A 17,919-nucleotide genomic window follows, 5' to 3' on the forward strand; every position below is an offset into this window, starting at 1 on the left:
CTCTCGATTGGGAGGCCGGCTTCCGCGTTTTCGAAGGTACAGTCATCGTCTTACAGCGAAGGAGTTCTCGTGAAGAAAGTACTTCTGCTGACGGCCGACGCCGACAACGGACTCGGTACCGCAATCCGTGACGCCGTCAGGGGTGAGGCGGAGGTAGTTCGATTACCTGAGCGCACCACGGGGGCGCTCCGTGCGGAGTTGCCGACATGCGACGTCGTGGTGGGGGACTGGAGTGGTGATCTGCCACTGGGCAAGGAGGAAGCAGAGCTCGGCCGGAATGTGCTCCTCGTCCAACAGCCTGGTGCCGGAACCAATTTCATCGATGCCGAAGCCTGGCGCGCTGCCGGAGTTCCGGTGGCGAATACTCCCGGTGCAAACGCGAATTCGGTTGCGGAGTGGGCAGTGCTCGCGGCAGGTGTGTTGTGCCGCTCCATGTTCTGGGCGCACAACGAGGTTACCGATGGTCGATGGCCACAGGAATCCATCCTGACGCGCGATTGCCGCGATCTGGCGCAGCGCCGGGTCGGCGTCGTAGGTGTCGGTTCGATCGGCCGCCGGTGTGCAGAATTGTTTGCCGCCTTCGGTTGCGACGTCTACGTCACCGCGCGTTCGAGACCGCGTGACACTGTGGCTGCGACGTTTGTGTCACTCGACGAGTTACTGCCTCTCGCGGATGTCCTGGTGCTGGCCGTCCCGCTTACGGAATCAACTCGGGGACTGATCAATTCCCATCGAGTTGCGCAGTTGCCCACCGGAGCGATCGTGGTCAATGTGGCGCGCGGCGCTGTCGTCGACGACGCGGCATTGGCGCGTGCCTTGCGTTCCAGGCATGTCGGCGGCGCTGCCCTCGATGTGTTCGACGTTGAACCACTACCGATTTCGAGCCCGCTCCGTGGATTCGATTCGACCCTCCTGAGCCCGCACGTCGCCGGCGGCAGCGCCGGAGCGCGTGCGTCGATCTATTCGATGACGGCGCAGAATGTCGCCAGTGCGCTGCGCTCGCAGACAATTCGGTGGACATTGTGATTCGGTGGACATTGTGATCGAGGGCCGTGTTACCGAAGTATTTCGGTCCGCACGTTCCTCCAGGTGCAGTGTTTCGCCGAGGTAAGTTCCTGTCCCCGGTCCGCACGGTGGACCCGGTTGGTTCTCGGGTGTAGGTACACACAGCTAGGTTTGCTCTCCACGACCCGCAACTGCGGCACAGATCACAAACAAAGGTGTGAGTAGATGGCCTCGCTGTCAAAGTTTGGAAGGACTGCTCTTGTTTCGGCTGCACTGCTGCTGACCGTTGCAACCGGCGCATGCAGCCGCCCGGCGACGCAAAGCACAGCTGATTCCGCCGGAAGTGGACCACTGCGTATCGCAGTCGGAATCGATGCTTCCTACGCTCCGTTCTTCGTAGCGGATCAGGAAGGCATGTTCGACGCTGCCGGTTTGGACGTCGAACTCGTCCAGTTCGGTCGTGGTGGCGAGGCCGTCGACGCACTCTCGACCGGGCAGGTCCAGATCGCCGGTAGCTCCGATACGACAACGATCGCCCAGTTGCGTCAGAATCCGTCGTTGCGCGCGATGTACTCGTACGAGGCGTCGGGTGACTACATCAAGGTCGTGCTGCGTAACGGTGTCGACTCACCGGCTGCGATCAAGAAGATGGGCATCGTCCCGGGTCTCAGCCAGATTTCGACGGACAAGTACCTCGCTGCCAACTCCATTGCCCCCGGTTCGGTCGAGATGATCTCGGCGACCCCGACGGACATGCCCGCACTGCTCAGTCGCGGCGACATCGACGGGTTTGTCCTGTGGGAGCCGTGGCCGGCAACCGCCCTGGATCAGGGAACCGGCCACGTGGTGGCAGTAACCGGAGACTACGGCTGGTTCTATCATCATTGGGCGATCACGACGGCTCCGTGGTTGTCGGCCAACGAAGAGACAGCGCGAACCGTCGCGAAGGTGCTCGACGAGGCAACGCGCAAGGTCGAGTCGGATCCGGGCGTGGCAGCGTCCGCGACCAAGGCGGCTGTGAACGTCAGCGAGGATCAGACTATTGCCGCGGTGGACGAGATCGACTTCGCCGTGGTGAATCTCGAAGCTGCGGATGTCGAGTCGGCTCAGTCGATCGTAGATTTCTACAAGTCGATCGGTGTTCTCAGCGACCAGCCGGATCTCGAATCGGCAATGCTTCTGGATTGGTACAAGGATGGTGCACAGTGAGTATCGCAACAAGTGGTTCAACGACCAGCTCGACGAATAGCGCGGGGACAGCCGGCCCCGGCAAGAAGAACACCGGTGTTGCCATCGACGTGGTCGACCTCGGAATCAGCTTCGGCGCGGCGGAGATCGTCGCCGGAATCGACATGCACGTGCAGCCAGGAGAATTCGTATGTCTGCTTGGTCCGAGCGGCTGCGGAAAGTCAACTCTGCTCTCCTCGATGGCCGGGTTCGTGGAGCCCAGTGCGGGGGAGATCATCTGCGACGGCGATGTCATCGACGGCAGTAACCGGCACGCAGGCATGGTGTTTCAGAGCTCCGAAGCATTGTTCGAATGGATGACCGTGAGCCAGAACGTGGCGTACGGACCGAGGATGCGTGGTGCTAGCCGGAGCGAACAGGCGAGTATCGCGGCCGAGTACCTTGCGATGGTCGGCCTGCCCCACGCGGGTGCGAAGTTCCCCTCGCAGCTGTCCGGTGGTATGCGACAACGTGTTCAGATTGCACGAGTTCTCGCCAACCAACCGTCGTTGGTTCTCATGGACGAGCCGTTCGGTGCGTTGGATGCGCAGACTCGGCAGGTTCTGCAGACTGAACTCGACCGCATCTGGCGACATACTCGTTGCACCGTGGTCTTCGTGACCCACGACATCGACGAAGCGCTGACGTTGGCTGACCGCGTGGTGGTCATGTCGGCCGGCCCGCGGGCCCGGATCAAAAGCGTCTACGAAGTCGATGCGGCTCGTCCGAGAGACCGTAACGATCCAGAGGTGATCCAACTCTACGAGAAGCTTCGGGACGACATCCGGGCAGAAGTGGTTGCGTCCCTGCGTAACCAAGGCATCGAGGAGGATGAGCTGTGACGGCTGTAGTGACCGGCGGTTCAGCCGGCGTACGAACAGTGAAGGTGACGCAGACACAGAAGCGTTCATCGGCGCGACGGTCCAAGATTGTCAAAGCGACGCTGATGTATGCGGCCTCAGCGGCAATCGGTTTGGGCATCTGGTCGTTCTTGGCGTGGTGGTACGGGCCGACCACCATTGCATCACCGGCCGAAGTATGGTCGGCGGCACAGGAACTGTGGGAGAGCGGCGTTCTGTGGTCGTCGATCACCGCATCGGGCCAGCGCATCCTCATCGGCTGGTTCCTGGGTGTCGTAATCGGTGCTCCCGTCGGAATTCTGATGGGCCGCATTGCCATTGTGCGACAGCTCCTCGATCCGTGCATCGAGTTCTTCCGGTTCATTCCGCCTATTGCGTTTGTCACTCTCGCCGTCGTGTGGTTCGGCATCGGTGAGACGTCGAAGGTTGTGCTGATCTTCTACACCTCGGTATTCATCGTCACGGTCAGCACGATTGCCGCAACTGTCGCGATCAGCGAGAACAAACTGCAGGCAGCGGCAAATCTTGGTGCCAACAAACTTCAGATCATGAAGACGGTGGTCCTGCCCTCGTCGATCCCCGGCATCGTCACGGGCGCTCGCCTGGCGATGGGCAACAGCTTCCTCACCATCGTGTCGGCGGAGATCGTCGCCGCCGACCAGGGTATCGGTTCGATGATCTGGCAGGCTCGAAACTATGGCCGGATCGACTGGACATTCGTCGGCATCATCGTCCTGGGCATCATGGGCTTCATCTTCGACCGGATTCTCCGCATTCTGTCCTCGCGGTACCTCGCCCGTTACGGCGTCAAATAGTCAGGAGCGCAGCATGAATCACCCGCTGAGCATTGCCGAGCAGGCCGGAATTCCGGGACCGCCCGAGTTTGCCGATATCGAGAGTGAGCGGCGTCGTCGCAAGACCGCTGTCATCGGCGGGTATCGGATTCTGTCGAAATTCGGTTTGGACGAGGGAATCTCGGGACATATCACCGCCCGAGACCCAGAAGATCCGGAGACTTTCTGGACTGCGCCGTTCGGGCGGCACTTCTCCCAGGTTCAGCCGGAGGAATTGCTGCATGTGGCGTCGGACGGCACGGTCATTTCCGGAGACGGACCGCTCAACCGAGCAGCGTTTGTCATCCACAGCAAGGTTCACGAGGCTCGTCCCGACGTCATCGGAGCTGTTCACGCTCACGGTTTGAACGGTAAGGCGTTCTCCTCGCTGCACACCCGCCTCATTCCGATCACTCAGGACGCGTGCGCCTTTCACGAGGATCACTCGATCTACGAGGAATATCACGGGGTGGCGCTGGACGAAGAGGAGGGGATTCGCATCGCGGATGCCCTCGGATCGAACAAGGCCGTGATCCTCACCAACCACGGCCATCTGACCGTCGGAACGTCCGTGGAGAGCGCAGTGTGGTGGTATGTGTCGATGGAGCGGTCGATGCAGGCGGAGTTGACGGCGCGAGCCGCCGGTGATCCGGTTGTCCTGCACGAGAAGATCGCGGCGCAGACCTACGAGGCAGTCGGCACCGAGAAGGTGGGGTGGTTTGCGTACTCGACCATCATCCAGATGATCGCAGCAGACGAACCCGAGGTATTCGCGTACTGAATTCTTGCGAGCATTGGGCTCGTCGACCGAGAGGTCGGCGGGCCCTTTTCATGTTGTCCCGCAACTGTTACCGAGGTCTGTTGAGCGGACCGGTTTCATTTGCGGGAGTCCGACGGCGCAATACCGTATCGAGTGTGAAAACAACGTCTCCCACGGCGACCGACAACGAGATCGGCGTCGATATTCTGATCATTGGTGCCGGCCCCGCCGGGCTATACGGCGCGTACTACGCAGGCTTCCGCGGCCTCTCGGTTGCCGTGATCGATGCCCTTGTGGAACCGGGGGGACAGGTCAGTGCGATGTACCCGGAGAAGGCGATCCTCGACATCGCGGGATTCCCTTCGGTCAAGGGACGCAACCTCATCGAGGGTTTGATGGCGCAGGCCGCCCCGTTCGATCCGGTATACCTTCTGGGCATGCAGGCTCGTGAGCTGTCGCATGACGACGACGGCCGGGTGCGGATCATCACCAGCTCGGGCCAGGTAGTGGTGGCCGGCGCGGTTGTCATCACCGGCGGCATCGGAACCTTCACCCCGCGGCCGTTGGCGAAGGGTTTGGAGTTCATGGATCGGGGGCTGAGTTACTTCGTCCCGGATTTGTCGGCGCACACCGGGAAAGATGTTGTCATCGTCGGTGGCGGCGACAGCGCATTCGACTGGGCCGTTCACCTGGAACCGATTGCCAAGTCCGTCACCCTGGTTCACCGGCGAGATCGTTTCCGCGCGCACAAGTCCACAGTTGCCAAGGTGCGGGAAAGCAGTGTCCAGGTTCTCGTCAACGCCGATGTCTCGGCGGTACGTGGAAACGGGTGGATCGGCGAGGTCGACATCACCCACAAACAAGACAAGAGCACGTCCACCCTGCCAGCTCAATCCGTCATCGCGGCATTGGGATTCACGGCCGACCTCGGTCCGATGATGGAGTGGGGAATCGATATCGAAAATCGCCACATCGCGGTGAATACACGGATGGAGACGAATGTTTCGCGTGTGTACGCCGCCGGGGACATCACGGATTATCCCGGCAAGGTCCGGTTGATTGCCGTCGGTTTCGGTGAAGCCGCGACTGCGGTGAACAACGCTGCGGCAGCGCTGGATCCGGAAGCGGAGATCTTCCCCGGACACTCCACCGAACAGGAGGGTTAGGCCATGGCATTTGTCATCGGTGAAGCATGCATCGACTACACGGACCGATCGTGCATGGAAGAATGCCCCGTGGATTGCATCTACGAGGGTGATCGCAAGCTCTACATCAACCCGAACGAATGCATCGACTGCGGCGCTTGCGAATTGGCCTGCCCGGTGGAGGCGATCACCGTCGACCGGAAAGCGGACCCGGATTTCAAGGAAGACAACAAGCGCTTCTTCCTCGAGATCTTGCCTACCCGTAGCGAGCCTGTCGGAAATCCGGGTGGTTCGGCAAAGATCGACATCGTCGGCGTCGATACTCCGATGGTTGCGGCGTTCTGATGGCTGGCGGCCTGCAACTCGGATACGTGGATTCGTCTTTCGGGCAATTGCATTACGCGCAGCAAGGTTCGGGTGAGGCGATTCTCCTTCTTCATCAGGCGCCCCGGTCGTGGGACGAGTTCCGCGAGCTCATTCCACTCCTTGCCGACGACTTCCGCGTTGTCGCGATGGACATGCCGGGGTACGGCAACAGTGCTCCGGTGCCCGGCCCGCAGACCATCGAGACCTATGCGCGAGGCGCGTGGGAATTGCTCGACACCCTGGGCGTCGATCGAGTCACGGTCATCGGTCACCACACCGGTGCGGCAGTGGCGCTCGAGATGGCGGCATCACGCCCCGAGAGGGTGCACGCTGCCGTGCTCTCGTCGTGCCCGTGGACCGACCGCAACTACCGCGAGGGGCACTCGGGACCCGGTGGGATCGACTGCGTCGACCGGGCCGCAGACGGTAGCCATCTCACCAGGCTGTGGGAGATGCGTCGCCCCTACTACCCCGAACCAGGCACCGCACTGCTCGACAGGTTCATCCGAGACGCGCTTGCCTACGGGGTAGATCCGGCGGAGGGGCACAAAGCCTGCGCCCGCTACGTCATGGAGGCGAGAGTCGGTTCGGTGACTGCGCCGGTTTTGCTGATCGGCGCGCAGAAGGATCCCTTCTCGATGCCTAACATTGCGCCGTTGCGTGCACACCTGACGGGTGCGGCAGTGGTGGAAACGGAGATCGTCGAATCGGGGACCGTCGCACTCGTCGAGGAGCACGCTCCGCAGATTGCATCCGCCGTCCGCATGTTTCTGGAGAATTACGCAGGTAGGCGCCCCGTGTAAACTCTGCGGGACGGGTTCACTGAGCGGACCGTGTGGCGTGCGTCTCATCGTGTCGTCACCATAGTGTCAGTCTCGAAGCACCTGCAGCTAACGAGGGCCCCGACCGATCTCGGTCGTTGTGGCACTCGGTCTCGGCAGGCTGTCACAGATCGTTCAGGAGGACACTCATGGCCGCTCCACAACAATCCGTCGGGTTCGGATCCGTACTACCCATCGCGTCGGAAACGACCGCTGCATCGCAGCCTGCAGGTGAACTGTCCTCGGTCCTGGGCAAGGCTCGAATGATCTTGGACGCTTTCGACACCGACCACAGTGACCTGTCTCTGACGGAGCTCACCCGGCGCAGTGGGGTCGCGAAAGCGACGGTTCACCGGTTGGCCGGCGAGCTGGTCGAGTGGGGATTGCTCGAGCGCGCGGGTACCAAGTACCGGCTCGGCCTGCGATTGTTCGAGCTGGGCCAATTGGTGCCGCGTCAGCGGATTCTGCGCGACGCGGCGCTGCCGTACATGGAGGACCTACTGCTGGCGACGCAGGAGACGGTTCACTTTGCGGTTCGTGACGGCATCGACGTCCTCTACATCGAGAAGATCATCGGACACCGCGGGCTCAATCAGCAGTCGCGGGTGGCCGGTCGGCTCCCGCTGTACTGCACCGCCACCGGCAAGATCATCCTTGCCTTCTCCCCGCAATCGGTCTTCGACGAGGTAGTCGAGCAGGGTTTCACCGCCTTGACCAGTCGAACGACGATGTCCGTCAGCGTGCTGCGCCAGCAAACCGAGCGGATGCGTAAGGAACAACTCGCGGTGGAGGTCGAGGAGACACGGCTCGGGTACATGAGCGTCGCAGTGCCGGTGTTCAGCGGCCCGCGCACTCTGGCCGGCGCGTTGTCTGTGACAGCGCCGACGGCTCGCCTCAACGTCAGCCGCATCACCGGGGCCCTGCGCACTGCCGGCGCCGGAATCACCCGAAAACTTCATGCCATGAAGTGCACACATTCGCCGAGCGACCCGCTGGCTCTGCGCACGATCTGCAGTCCGGTGATGTGTTCGTTCAACGGTTGCGGCAAGTAGCGAGGCGCGGTCTATCGCCGGGCGCGGAACACGCTCTTCTCGCAGTCCCAGGTGTGTGGGCCGACGCCCCTCTCACGTAGCACTGCTTTCTGTACCTTGCCGGTTTCGGTGAGTGGCAACGTGTCCACGACGTCGATGTACCGGGGAAGTGCAAAGTACGGCAGCTGTTGCTGGGAGAACTCCAGAATCGAAATGGGGTCGAAAGATACTCCGGGGCGCAGTATTACAGTTGCCATGACGTCGTCCTCGGCCAGATCCGACGGTACCGGGAAGACGGCAACCTGACCGACCGACGGATGCAACGCCAGAACGGTTTCCACTTCGGCCCCGGAAATATTTTCACCGCGGCGCCGAATCACGTCTTTGATGCGATCGACAAATCGGAACCAGCCGTCTGCTTCCCGAATCACCCTGTCACCGGTCTGTATCCAACTCTCCGTCGCCGGAATCTCCTCGCCCAGATAGCCCAGTGAACAGGCGCCGGGGATCGTGCTGCGGACCACCAGTTCGCCGGGCTCCCCGTCTGCGGCAGCAGTACCGTCGTTGACGACTGCGGCGTCGTAGCCACTCATCACCCGCCCCATGTACCCGGCCCGCCGATCTCCCGGAAGTGTGCCGATCACGAGATTGGTTTCGGTACTTCCGAATCCGTCCACGAGTTCTACACCGAATCTCTGGGCAAACGGTTCGATCAGATGAGCCGGCGTTGCGGGGGCAAGTGCCACGTGGACGCTGTGCTGTCGGTCTTGCGGCGATGGGTCCGCGTTCATCAACATGGCCACCATCGCACCCAGCAGGTAGTCGACAGTTGCGCCGATCTCGCGAACTTCGCGCCAATGATTGCGGACCGAAAAGCGTTGTCCCAGGAAAAAAGTAGACCCGGCCCAAAGGGACTGAACAAAGGCATTGAGAGCATTGGTGTGAAACAGCGGCAGGCAGTTGTACAGCACATCGTCCCCGGTGAGCCCGAGTGAGGCGCCGACGCCTTTGCCCCACTGCAGGAACTGCGCGTGCGGGCATCGGACGCCTCGGGGCAGACCGGTGGTGCCGGAGGTGAAGAGTATCGCGGCCAGGTCGAGCGGATCGAGGGTCTCGGGCTCACAGCCCGGATGCGAACCGGCAGTGGGGACGCACTGTTCACCCATGACCCACACGGTGCCGTCGAATCCGGCTACAGCGCCTGAGTATTCGGGTGAAACCAGGATCCGTTGTACACCAGCCTGTTCGAGTGCGCTGGCAACACTGTAGGCTCGGAGGGCCGTATTGAGTGGGACGACAACCGCACCGATCCACGCGCATCCGAGAACAAGGTCTGCCAGTTCGATCCTGTTGCCGGACAGTGCCGCCACGCGCTCCCCACGGCCGACACCGTGATTACGGAGATCCGCCCCCATCGACGCTGCACGATCCCGCAATTCGCGGTAGGTGACCGTGATCCCGTCGACGACGAGCGCCGGGTGCTCCGGACGCTCCAAAGCTCGCCTCCGGATCAAATCCGGAAGCGAGCGCGGAATGGCATGTGCGTCGTGGGGCATGGGTAATTGTATCCCTCAGGGTACGACGACGGCCCGGCCGGCAACCTTGCCCTCACCCATCAACTGCAGTGCCGTTGCGATGTCATCCAGCGGAAACTCCTGCACTGCAACGGAAATATTGCCTTCGATGAGCAGCCGGATCATTTCAGGTGCCAGTTCGGCTTGCCGGGCAGTCTTGCGAATCATGTTGACGGGCAGGATCCGGACATCGCTGAGCAACCAGTTCGGCAAGTCCAGGGTGAGGCTCTTACCCAAGGTATATCCGATCAGGGCAACCCGGCCACCGGGGATAACACTCGCCAGAAGGTGCGGCAAGCCGTCGCCGCCAAGCGTGTCGATCACGGCGTCGACGGAAGGCTCGGATCCCAGCACCCCGGCAAGTTCGTCGCCTTGCCCGACGACGGGACGCACACCCTCCGGAAGCAAGGCAGCCTGATCTTCGCGCGGTACAACACCGATTACCTCGGACGCTCCGGCAAGCAGAGCGAACTGTGCTGCCATCGATCCGACAGCGCCGGATGCTCCGGCGACAACAACTCGTTCGCCGGGAGCGACGGCTGCAATGTCGTTGACGGCAACATAGCCGGTTGTGCTGGGCAGGAAGAAGGTTGCGGCGACGGCCGGCGACAGTGCGGGATCAAAGGGTGTGAACGCCTTGTCTGCCGCTACCAGATACTCAGCCCAGCAACCGTTCTTGAACAGGCCGACTCCGCCGCCTCGGACCAGAAGGCGGGTGCCAGGCTCATAGGTGTCGGATTCGATTACCGTCGCCGCTCCGTCTGTTCCACCGATATGTGGCAGGTTCGGCTTGACTCCGAAGTTTCCGCTCGCGACGGTGATGTCGAGATGGCCGAGCGCGGCAGCGTCGATGCGCACGAGCGTCTGACCGGATTCACGTGTGGGAATGTCGATGTCGTCGATGACCGGTGAAGTGCCGAACTGATGGAGTCGGGCCGCGCGCATTGTGTCTCCTAGGAGCGATCTGTGAATGGATGTACTGAATATGAGTGCGGTCAGGACAGGATCGACTGGTCGCGAAGTCCGGCGATCAGTTCGTCGCTGTATCCGAGCACCGACTCGAGGACGTCGTCGGTGTCCGCGCCCAGCACCGGCGCAGCGCGTCGGATCGAGCCGGGTTCGGAGTTCCGGCGAACGGGGATGCCTTCGTGGAGGAATGTTCCGGCGAGGGGATGTTCCTGTGCCGAATAGAAACTGCGTGCCCGAAGATGTGGATCGCTCTCGACCAGGTCGCGTCCGTCCTGGACGGTGCCGGCCGCGATACCCGCCGATTGCAAGCGTTCCATGACGGTTTCGGGTGACAGAGTCCTGGTCCAGTCGGCGATGGCGTCGTCGATACGTTGGTGATCGGCTTGGCGGCTTTCTGCACTCGCGAAGTCAGGATTGCCGATCCATTTCTCTGCTTCGATGATGCGGCACAATGCATTCCATTCCGTGGTATCGCGAACGGCAATCGAGCACCACCGGTCGCTGCCGAGGCACGGGTACACGCCGTGTGGTGTCAGTTCGTGATGGCTGTTGCCGATCGGATCGGGGGACTGTGACCGGGCGGCTCGGAGAACGCTGGTACCCATGTGCGCTGCCATGGCTTCGAGTTGTGACAGGTCTACGTGCTGTCCCCGGCCGGTCCGGTCGCGGTAGTCGAGGGCTGCCAGCATCGCGACGCCGGCTTGCAGTCCGGCGACGATGTCGCCATGGCCGTAGATGACTCCGACAACGTCATCGGCGTTCCAGCCGGTCAGTGCGGTCAAACCGGTACTTGCCGAAACGATGTCGGCATACGACACCCAGTCCTTGCGAGGACCGGTGTGACCCATCCCGGACATCGACACGTAGATGATGTCCGGGTTGAGCTCCCGGAGTTGTTCGTAGCCGAGCCCCATCTTGTCCATGACCGACGAGCTGAAATTCTCGACCACGACGTCGGAGTTCCTGATCAGGTCGCGCAGTACCGAAAGGCCCTCTGCGGATCGGGTATCGAGTGTGATGCTGCGCTTGTTGCGGTTGACGTCGTTGAAGTACCCGCTGGTGTTCGGATTGTCGTGCGGTCCTCGCGAGAGATGCATGAACGGTGCAAAGCGAGTCGGGTCCGGGCGTCCGATCGATTCGACCTTGATGACATCGGCACCGTGGTCGGCAAGGATTCTGGTGCCGTACGGGCCCGCCAACACCCACGTGAGATCCAGGACGCGGACACCTTCGAGGCTGGGCGTGCTGCCACCGCTGAACTCGTGGGTTTCGTTCACTGCCACAGGCGAGGTGGCCTTCAAGAGTTCCTGATGCTGGCCCAACCGGGCAGCCTCGAGCGTTCCGATGCGCCGGCCTTCGGGGAAAGCGAAGCCGAACCCGAGATCGCGGTAGGTACCTTGATCTCCGGTCACGTCGGTGAAGAAGTCCCGGTCGTTGAGTTGCGGGTTACGCAGCAGTTCTTCGGGCCGGTCGACCGCTGCCCACGGCAACTTGCGTGACTGCGCGCTGACCGCGAATTCTTCCTTCGGCCACTTCGCGATGAAGGCGGACAGAACGTCGAAAATGTGTTCCTGATGCGTCTTTCGGTAGACCGCGTCGGACCACTCCGGTTGATCGAGATCGTCCTGAGCATCGTTGTCGATCAGCCAGGCCAACATGCCGTCCCACATGCGGGGGCTACCGCCGAGGCCGCCACCGACATAACCGTCGGCGGCCTGGAACAGTCCGTGCGGAACGAGCGGATGTACCCGGCCCGGACGCGGTGGTACGCGGTCCTCGTGAATGTAGGCAAGAGTGCCCGCTTCCAGCGCGGCGGCAACACATTCCTGAGCGCTGATCTCCAGCAACGGGTTGTGGCCCTTGGATCGCGAACGCAGTCCGAGAAGCACGCCGATTGCGGCATTGATTCCGGCGAGCTGCTCAGCCTGGAGTTCGGGGAGCAGCAGTGGAGGGTGCTCGGGATCGCCGACCTGGGCCATCATCCCGCCGAGTGCCGCGACGGTCAGATTTGTTGCCTTCCAGTCACTTCGCGGTCCGGTTGCGCCGAAGGGTGTCACTCGTACGTGAACGAGAGATCCTCGGTTGTCGCGTAGAGCGCCGGTCGCGCTGCCGTCGAGCAGGACGTCGGCACTGCGCAGCAGTGCTTCGAAAGCGAGGCGATCGTTGCTGTCGTCGATATCGAGGACAACGGACTTCTTGCCCGCATGCCAATGCAAGTACGAATCACCCTGGGACTCGGTGCGACTGGGGTCACCGGTGGGTGGTTCTACCAGAATGACCTCGAAACCCAGCCCGACCAGGATGCGCCCGGCGAATCGCGCAAACGGACTGGAAATCTCTACGACCCGTACCGGGGGATGCACCACAACTACTCCGTTTCAATCGAAAGATATCGCCGAACCGACTGGTGTCGAACGTAGTTCTGCGGGCCGGTGGGCGACATGATTTCGGTCTGCCCACCGGACCCGTTCTCACTCTCCGCTCAGGCGGCGTTCTGCTCGAACCATCCCGAGAGGAGGACAGCGGACGGATCGATGTCCGCGGAGATCTTGCCCTGCTCGCGGAAGAATGCAACAAGTTCGTTTGCGCGCTCCACGTCGTCCTCGGTGAATCCGCGTCCACCGAAATCGATTTGGGTCACCCGGTCTGCGGCCTCGGCCGGGTCCATCTGGATAGACGCGGCAATTGCGGTTGCAGCCCGATCCGGATCCGAGTTCACGATTGCCGACGCTTCCGAGATCACCTTGAACACCTTGCCTGCGGTTTCTTCGTTCGCGGACAACCAGTTGTCCGAAGCGATGATCCATTGGGCGTACTTGGCGCCGAAGTCGCCGGTCGTGGCAACAACGCGCCCGCCGGTATTGACACTCTGCGTCACCCAGGGGTCGAAGGACAGGAAGCCGTCGATGTCACCGCGCGCCAGCAAAGCAGGCTGTTCGGGCGGGCTTGTGCTCACGAGTGTGACCGTCGTGGGGTCGATGCCGAGACTGGCCAGGTACTGGTTCGTGAAGTAGAGGCCGATGCCGGGGAAGACGCCCATGGTCTTGATCGACTTCGGCTCGACGCCATTCCTCAGTACAACCTGGAAGTATCGGTCGGATTCCTGAAATACGCCCAGCGCCCGCAGGCTCGGATTGGCGGCCATGACGGACAGTGCCGTCGAGTCGGCATTGCCGGAGAGTTCCGAAGTTCCGGCTACGACGTTCTGGGCGCCCGCCGCCCCGCCTTCCGTCTGGATGACCTGGACGTCGAGGCCGGCGGCCTCGAACATGCCCTCGTGGTCGGCCAGGAAAATCGGGGCGTACGACGGGTCTACACCCACCGCGATCCGTACCAGGCCACCACTTTCCGCGGAGTTGTCGGTAGCGGGCCGGGTGCATCCGCTGACCGCGATCGTCAGGGCGGCGAGAGAAGCGACTGCGCCCACCCATTTCTTCTGAAATTTGTTGAGCATGATGGCCTCTCGGTAAATGGGAGCTGTCAGCGTCCCGTGAAGGTGGGGGACCGCTTGTCGAGGAATGACTGAAGTCCCTCAGCAGCGTCGTCCGTCTTGATCAGGTCGAGCACTGCCTCGAATTCGAGATCCAGCGCTTGATCGAGCGGCAACGACATGCCCTCGTCGACAATGCGTTTGATCATTCCGATGGTGGCAGTGGGTTTCGTCGCGAGTTCGCGTGCGAGGTCAGCGCAATGCGCATCGAGGTCGGCGTCCGCAACGACGGTGTCGACCAGGCCGATATCGAGTGCATGCTCGGCGCTGAGGCGCTTGCCTTCGATCATGAGCACTTTGGCTCGGTGAGCGCCGATGAGGCGTGGAAGTCGCTGGCTGCCACCGGCACCCGGAAAAAGCCCAAGTCCGATCTCGGGGAAGCCGATGGTCGCCGACTGCGCCATGATGCGGAAGTCGCAGGCCAACGTCAGTTCTGCTCCGCCGCCGAGTGCGTGCCCGTTGATCTTCGCGACGACAGGTTTGGGAGCCGACTCGAGGATCCGCTGTACGTCGACCCACGGGCGCATCGCGCGCTGAGTTTCTTCCGTCAGCTCGCGCATCACGGTGATGTCCGCACCGGCGACGAAGAACCGTCCAGTGCCCGTCACGACAATGACGCGGACGGTCTGGTCCGACGCGAGTACCGGCAGTATCTCCAGAAGCTCGGCGATCATGCTGGGGTTGAATGCGTTGGCTGGAGGTTTGTCGATAGTCACGGTGGCAATCGAGTCTGTGACGTCGACGGTGACGAAGTTGTAGGTCTGGCCGGTCTGTCTCGTCAAGTGAGCTCCTGTCAGCGGGTTGGCGGGGTAAACCGGTCGAGCCGGGGGATGTGTAGTGGGAAGTATGGTGGGGACCCTCACGCGGCGGTACCGCTCGGGTTCGGTCAGTAGACCAATGCGGATGCTGATCGCGTAGGAACTTTCTTCGCTGTGATCACGGCGATATTTGCTCCTGTGACAGGATTGAGCCCGTGACTTCTGCAGTACCGACACCGCCCGTGCCCGCCGTCGACAAGCGTCCCGAGTCGATTTTCACCATGGGGACCAGGCTCGAGGACCGGCTCGGACGAACCGGCACCATCCACACACCGCACGGCGATATCGCGACTCCGTCGTTCGTGGCCGTCGGAACCAAGGCCACGGTCAAGGCCGTGCTGCCGGAGTCCATGAAGGAACTCGGTGCGCAGTCGTTGCTCGCTAATGCGTACCACCTGTACCTGCAGCCGGGACCCGACATCGTCGACGAGGCCGGCGGGCTGGGCAAGTTCATGAACTGGGACGGGCCCACCTTCACCGACAGCGGTGGCTTCCAGGTGATGTCCCTTGGCGTCGGGTTCAAGAAGGTGCTCGCGATGGAAGCCGTCGGCGTGCAGTCCGACGACGTCATCGCAAAGGGCAAGGAGCGTCTCGCGACGGTCGACGACGAGGGCGTGACGTTCAAATCGCACCTCGACGGCAGCAAGCATCGGTTCACCCCCGAGGTGTCGATGCAGATTCAGCATCAGCTGGGTGCCGACATCATGTTCGCGTTCGACGAGCTCACCACGTTGCTTAACACCCGCGGCTATCAGGAGCGATCGGTCGAGCGCACGCAGGCCTGGGCGATCCGCTGCATCAACGAGCACGAGAAGCTCACTGTCGAACGCGCCGACAAGCCCTATCAGGCTCTCTTCGGCGTGATCCAAGGCGCGCAGTACGAAGATCTGCGTCGTCAAGCCTGCCGTGGCCTCGAGTCGATCGAAGGCGAGAACGGATATGGTTTCGACGGCTACGGCATCGGCGGCGCCCTCGAGAAGCAGAACCTCGGCACAATTGTGCGTTGGTGTAACGAGGAACTACCCGAGACCAAGCCGCGTCATATGCTCGGCATCAGTGAACCGGACGACTTCTTCGTCGCAATCGAGAACGGCGCGGACACTTTCGACTGCGTCAATCCGTCGCGTGTTGCTCGCAATGCCGCGATCTACATCCGCTCCGGCCGGTTCAACATCAATACCAGCCGATTCCGTCGTGACTTCACGCCTATCGACGACGAGTGCGACTGCTACACCTGCGCCAATTACACCCGCGCGTACATCCATCACCTGTTCAAGGCGAAGGAAATGCTCGCGTCGACGCTGTGCACGATCCACAACGAGCGATTCACCGTGAAGTTGGTCGACGATATCCGAGCCAGCATCGAAGGCGGATACTTCCACGACTTCAAAGCGGACATGCTCGGAAAGTTCTATGCGGCGAAGACGCCGGCACCTCAGACGTAGGTCGGTTCGCGCTTCTTCACGTAGGCGATGACGCGGTAGGTGATCGGCATGACCAGAACCTCGACAAGCGTCTTCCACAGGAAGCCGACCAGCACGTAGTTGATGAAGTCTTCCCACGTGCTGATGCCGATGACACCGGCTGCGATGGAACAGAAGATGAGGGTGTCGGCGAATTCGCCGACGACGGTCGAGCCGATGAGCCGCGCCCACAGGTGCTTCTCCTGCATGCGCTTTTTCATCATGACCAGGACCAGGGAGTTCAGCAGCTGGCCGACGAGGTAGGCGGCCAATCCTGCGACCAGCAGCCGGGGAATGACGCCGACCACGGTTTCGAGGGCGGCCTGGTTCTCGTAGAACTCTGCCGACGGGAGTTGCACTGCAATCCAGAAGCACGCAGCGGCAAGAATCAGTGCGCCGAAGCCCAGGTAGATCGCGCGTCGGGTCGCTTTGAAGCCGTACACCTCGCTGAGTACGTCACCGAGGACGTAGGCAAGCGGGAACAAGAAGAATCCACCATCGGTGATGATGGGCAGAATCTGCAAGGGACCGAGCGAGAAGTCGGAATCCGCAAAGAAGGCGACCCCCTTTGTCGCCGCCACGTTCGAGATCAGCAGCGTTGCGGTGAAGAGCGCGACGATTGTCGGGTAATAACCCCGGCTGACGTGCGCAAATTTGGCTTCGTGGGTCGATTCGTCTTGCTGATCCTGAGCTGTCACGTCCGTCATCCAAGCACCACAAGGCGCTCGGATGCGAGTTGGCGACCGTCCAGTTGCGCAGAACACACCGAAGGCCCTGCGGTTTCACGTGGAACCGCAGGGCCTTCGGTGATGCAAACGAACTGATCAGGCAGCTACATGGCCGCCGGTCAGCACGCGGTATGCGTAGGTACTGGCGATCAGCGCGACGGGCGCCGTCACGAGAAGACCGATTCCGCACAGCAGTGCGCCGATGATGTTGATACCGATCAGAGCGAGCGCCAGCAGGATCAACGTTCCGACGTTCGACGAGGTCAACGCGTAGCTCGATTTGATGCCCGAAATCGCATCCTGATTCTTGTCCACGATGAAGGTCAGCGTGTAGTAGAGCAGGAACGCCGCGATGATGCCGGGAATGATGCACAGAACCAAACCGACATAGGTGGCGACGGCGACAAGGAAACCGCCGAGAACAACTGCACCGATGTTCGTGAATTGGAAGAAGGTGCCGAAAGCCGGCTTGATTCCGTCCAATTCGCTCAACGCTCCACGAAGGAATGCGGCTTGGATGATGTAGCCGACGATTGCGGTGACCAATCCACCCACGATCGACAGCGCGCTGAATTCGGTATTGGTGTAGTCGAAGCCGTTGAAAGCACCTTGGATGAGTCCGGCGATCAGAAAAGCGATGATCGAGATCCCGATCCAGACCAGTGCGTTGTCTTTGAACTTGTTCCAGCCGTAGGTAATTGCCGCACCCACAGAAAGCTGGGGGGCGCCGAAGCCTGCGCCGTAGTCATTCGGGGGCGGAGGCGGGAAGTTGCCACCACCGGGAGGAGGCGGGTACCCACCGGGAGGCGGGTAGTTTCCGCCGGGAGGG

At 61.7% G+C, this 17,919-nt stretch carries 17 protein-coding genes; 10 read left to right on the forward strand and 7 right to left on the reverse strand.

Annotation, left to right across the window (positions count from 1 at the left end):
• Nucleotides 1-69 precede the first annotated feature (69 nt).
• The 9 genes from QMA15_RS04570 (at nucleotide 70) to QMA15_RS04610 (ending at nucleotide 8,069) form a co-directional block, all read left to right on the forward strand.
• Nucleotides 70-1,026, forward strand: coding sequence for an NAD(P)-dependent oxidoreductase (locus QMA15_RS04570; protein WP_019746501.1), 957 nt, complete (start codon nucleotides 70-72; stop codon nucleotides 1,024-1,026).
• 204 nt (nucleotides 1,027-1,230) lie between these two features.
• Entirely contained in the window at nucleotides 1,231-2,214 is a 984-nt protein-coding gene (locus QMA15_RS04575) for an ABC transporter substrate-binding protein (RefSeq protein ID WP_007731624.1), read from the forward strand.
• Nucleotides 2,211-3,074: an ABC transporter ATP-binding protein gene (locus tag QMA15_RS04580; RefSeq protein ID WP_279162959.1), complete on the forward strand. Its 864-nt coding sequence runs from the start codon at nucleotides 2,211-2,213 to the stop codon at nucleotides 3,072-3,074. Before QMA15_RS04575 ends, QMA15_RS04580 begins: the two co-directional genes overlap by 4 nt.
• Nucleotides 3,071-3,907, forward strand: a complete 837-nt coding sequence (locus tag QMA15_RS04585) for an ABC transporter permease (RefSeq protein ID WP_290283727.1) — start codon at nucleotides 3,071-3,073, stop codon at nucleotides 3,905-3,907. The genes QMA15_RS04580 and QMA15_RS04585 overlap by 4 nt, the downstream gene beginning before the upstream one ends.
• 13 nt (nucleotides 3,908-3,920) lie before the next feature.
• Nucleotides 3,921-4,706 carry a class II aldolase/adducin family protein gene (locus QMA15_RS04590; RefSeq protein WP_279162961.1) on the forward strand — a complete coding sequence of 262 codons (786 nt, stop codon included), beginning with the start codon at nucleotides 3,921-3,923 and terminating at the stop codon, nucleotides 4,704-4,706.
• Nucleotides 4,707-4,840: 134 nt separating this feature from the next.
• A complete protein-coding gene (locus QMA15_RS04595; RefSeq protein ID WP_182262112.1) occupies nucleotides 4,841-5,851 on the forward strand; it encodes an NAD(P)/FAD-dependent oxidoreductase in 1,011 nt (336 codons plus the stop codon).
• A gap of 3 nt (nucleotides 5,852-5,854) precedes the next feature.
• A complete protein-coding gene (locus QMA15_RS04600) occupies nucleotides 5,855-6,175 on the forward strand; it encodes a ferredoxin family protein (protein ID WP_279162962.1) in 321 nt (106 codons plus the stop codon).
• A complete protein-coding gene (locus tag QMA15_RS04605; protein ID WP_279162963.1) occupies nucleotides 6,175-6,999 on the forward strand; it encodes an alpha/beta hydrolase in 825 nt (274 codons plus the stop codon). Before QMA15_RS04600 ends, QMA15_RS04605 begins: the two co-directional genes overlap by 1 nt.
• Before the next feature lie 167 nt (nucleotides 7,000-7,166).
• A complete protein-coding gene (locus tag QMA15_RS04610; RefSeq protein WP_007731601.1) occupies nucleotides 7,167-8,069 on the forward strand; it encodes an IclR family transcriptional regulator in 903 nt (300 codons plus the stop codon).
• Nucleotides 8,070-8,080: 11 nt separating this feature from the next.
• Here the strand turns inward: QMA15_RS04610 and QMA15_RS04615 are convergent, their stop codons facing one another.
• From QMA15_RS04615 to QMA15_RS04635, 5 genes are all read right to left on the reverse strand, one after another.
• The gene (locus tag QMA15_RS04615) at nucleotides 8,081-9,604 is read right to left on the reverse strand and encodes an AMP-binding protein (RefSeq protein WP_279162964.1); all 1,524 of its coding nucleotides are present in this window, start codon (nucleotides 9,602-9,604) and stop codon (nucleotides 8,081-8,083) included.
• Nucleotides 9,605-9,619: 15 nt separating this feature from the next.
• The gene (locus QMA15_RS04620; RefSeq protein ID WP_279162965.1) at nucleotides 9,620-10,567 is read right to left on the reverse strand and encodes a zinc-binding alcohol dehydrogenase family protein; all 948 of its coding nucleotides are present in this window, start codon (nucleotides 10,565-10,567) and stop codon (nucleotides 9,620-9,622) included.
• Nucleotides 10,568-10,617: 50 nt separating this feature from the next.
• Nucleotides 10,618-12,954: a CoA transferase gene (locus QMA15_RS04625; protein WP_290283728.1), complete on the reverse strand. Its 2,337-nt coding sequence runs from the start codon at nucleotides 12,952-12,954 to the stop codon at nucleotides 10,618-10,620.
• Between the two features lie 119 nt (nucleotides 12,955-13,073).
• Nucleotides 13,074-14,045 carry an ABC transporter substrate-binding protein gene (locus QMA15_RS04630; RefSeq protein WP_007731596.1) on the reverse strand — a complete coding sequence of 324 codons (972 nt, stop codon included), beginning with the start codon at nucleotides 14,043-14,045 and terminating at the stop codon, nucleotides 13,074-13,076.
• Between the two features lie 26 nt (nucleotides 14,046-14,071).
• Entirely contained in the window at nucleotides 14,072-14,863 is a 792-nt protein-coding gene (locus tag QMA15_RS04635; protein WP_020723626.1) for an enoyl-CoA hydratase-related protein, read from the reverse strand.
• Nucleotides 14,864-15,120: 257 nt separating this feature from the next.
• Between QMA15_RS04635 and tgt the strand changes: the two genes are divergently transcribed.
• Complete coding sequence (gene tgt, locus QMA15_RS04640) at nucleotides 15,121-16,344, forward strand: tRNA guanosine(34) transglycosylase Tgt (RefSeq protein WP_279162983.1); 1,224 nt, start codon at nucleotides 15,121-15,123, stop codon at nucleotides 16,342-16,344.
• Here the strand turns inward: tgt and QMA15_RS04645 are convergent.
• Both QMA15_RS04645 and QMA15_RS04650 read right to left on the reverse strand, forming a co-directional pair.
• On the reverse strand, nucleotides 16,335-17,069 hold the full coding sequence (locus QMA15_RS04645) for a queuosine precursor transporter (RefSeq protein WP_279162967.1): 735 nt from the start codon (nucleotides 17,067-17,069) through the stop codon (nucleotides 16,335-16,337). The two genes, tgt and QMA15_RS04645, sit on opposite strands and share 10 nt — an antisense overlap.
• 117 nt (nucleotides 17,070-17,186) lie before the next feature.
• A partial coding sequence (locus QMA15_RS04650; protein WP_290283729.1) for a hypothetical protein occupies nucleotides 17,187-17,919 on the reverse strand: 733 nt, incomplete at its 5' end.

Origin of the sequence: Rhodococcus sp. APC 3903 (assembly GCF_030407755.1) — a bacterium.
In the GTDB taxonomy this organism is placed as follows: Bacteria; Actinomycetota; Actinomycetes; order Mycobacteriales; family Mycobacteriaceae; genus Rhodococcus_F; species Rhodococcus_F erythropolis.

Coding starts and splice junctions, on each gene's coding strand:
- QMA15_RS04575 (WP_007731624.1), top strand. CDS start 1,231: ATGGCCTCGCTGTCAAAGTTTGGAAGGACTGCTCTTGTTTCGGCTGCA.
- QMA15_RS04590 (WP_279162961.1), top strand. CDS start 3,921: ATGAATCACCCGCTGAGCATTGCCGAGCAGGCCGGAATTCCGGGACCG.
- QMA15_RS04600 (WP_279162962.1), top strand. CDS start 5,855: ATGGCATTTGTCATCGGTGAAGCATGCATCGACTACACGGACCGATCG.
- QMA15_RS04605 (WP_279162963.1), top strand. CDS start 6,175: ATGGCTGGCGGCCTGCAACTCGGATACGTGGATTCGTCTTTCGGGCAA.
- QMA15_RS04610 (WP_007731601.1), top strand. CDS start 7,167: ATGGCCGCTCCACAACAATCCGTCGGGTTCGGATCCGTACTACCCATC.
- QMA15_RS04615 (WP_279162964.1), bottom strand. CDS start 9,604: ATGCCCCACGACGCACATGCCATTCCGCGCTCGCTTCCGGATTTGATC.
- QMA15_RS04620 (WP_279162965.1), bottom strand. CDS start 10,567: ATGCGCGCGGCCCGACTCCATCAGTTCGGCACTTCACCGGTCATCGAC.
- QMA15_RS04630 (WP_007731596.1), bottom strand. CDS start 14,045: ATGCTCAACAAATTTCAGAAGAAATGGGTGGGCGCAGTCGCTTCTCTC.
- tgt (WP_279162983.1), top strand. CDS start 15,121: ATGGGGACCAGGCTCGAGGACCGGCTCGGACGAACCGGCACCATCCAC.
- QMA15_RS04645 (WP_279162967.1), bottom strand. CDS start 17,069: ATGACGGACGTGACAGCTCAGGATCAGCAAGACGAATCGACCCACGAA.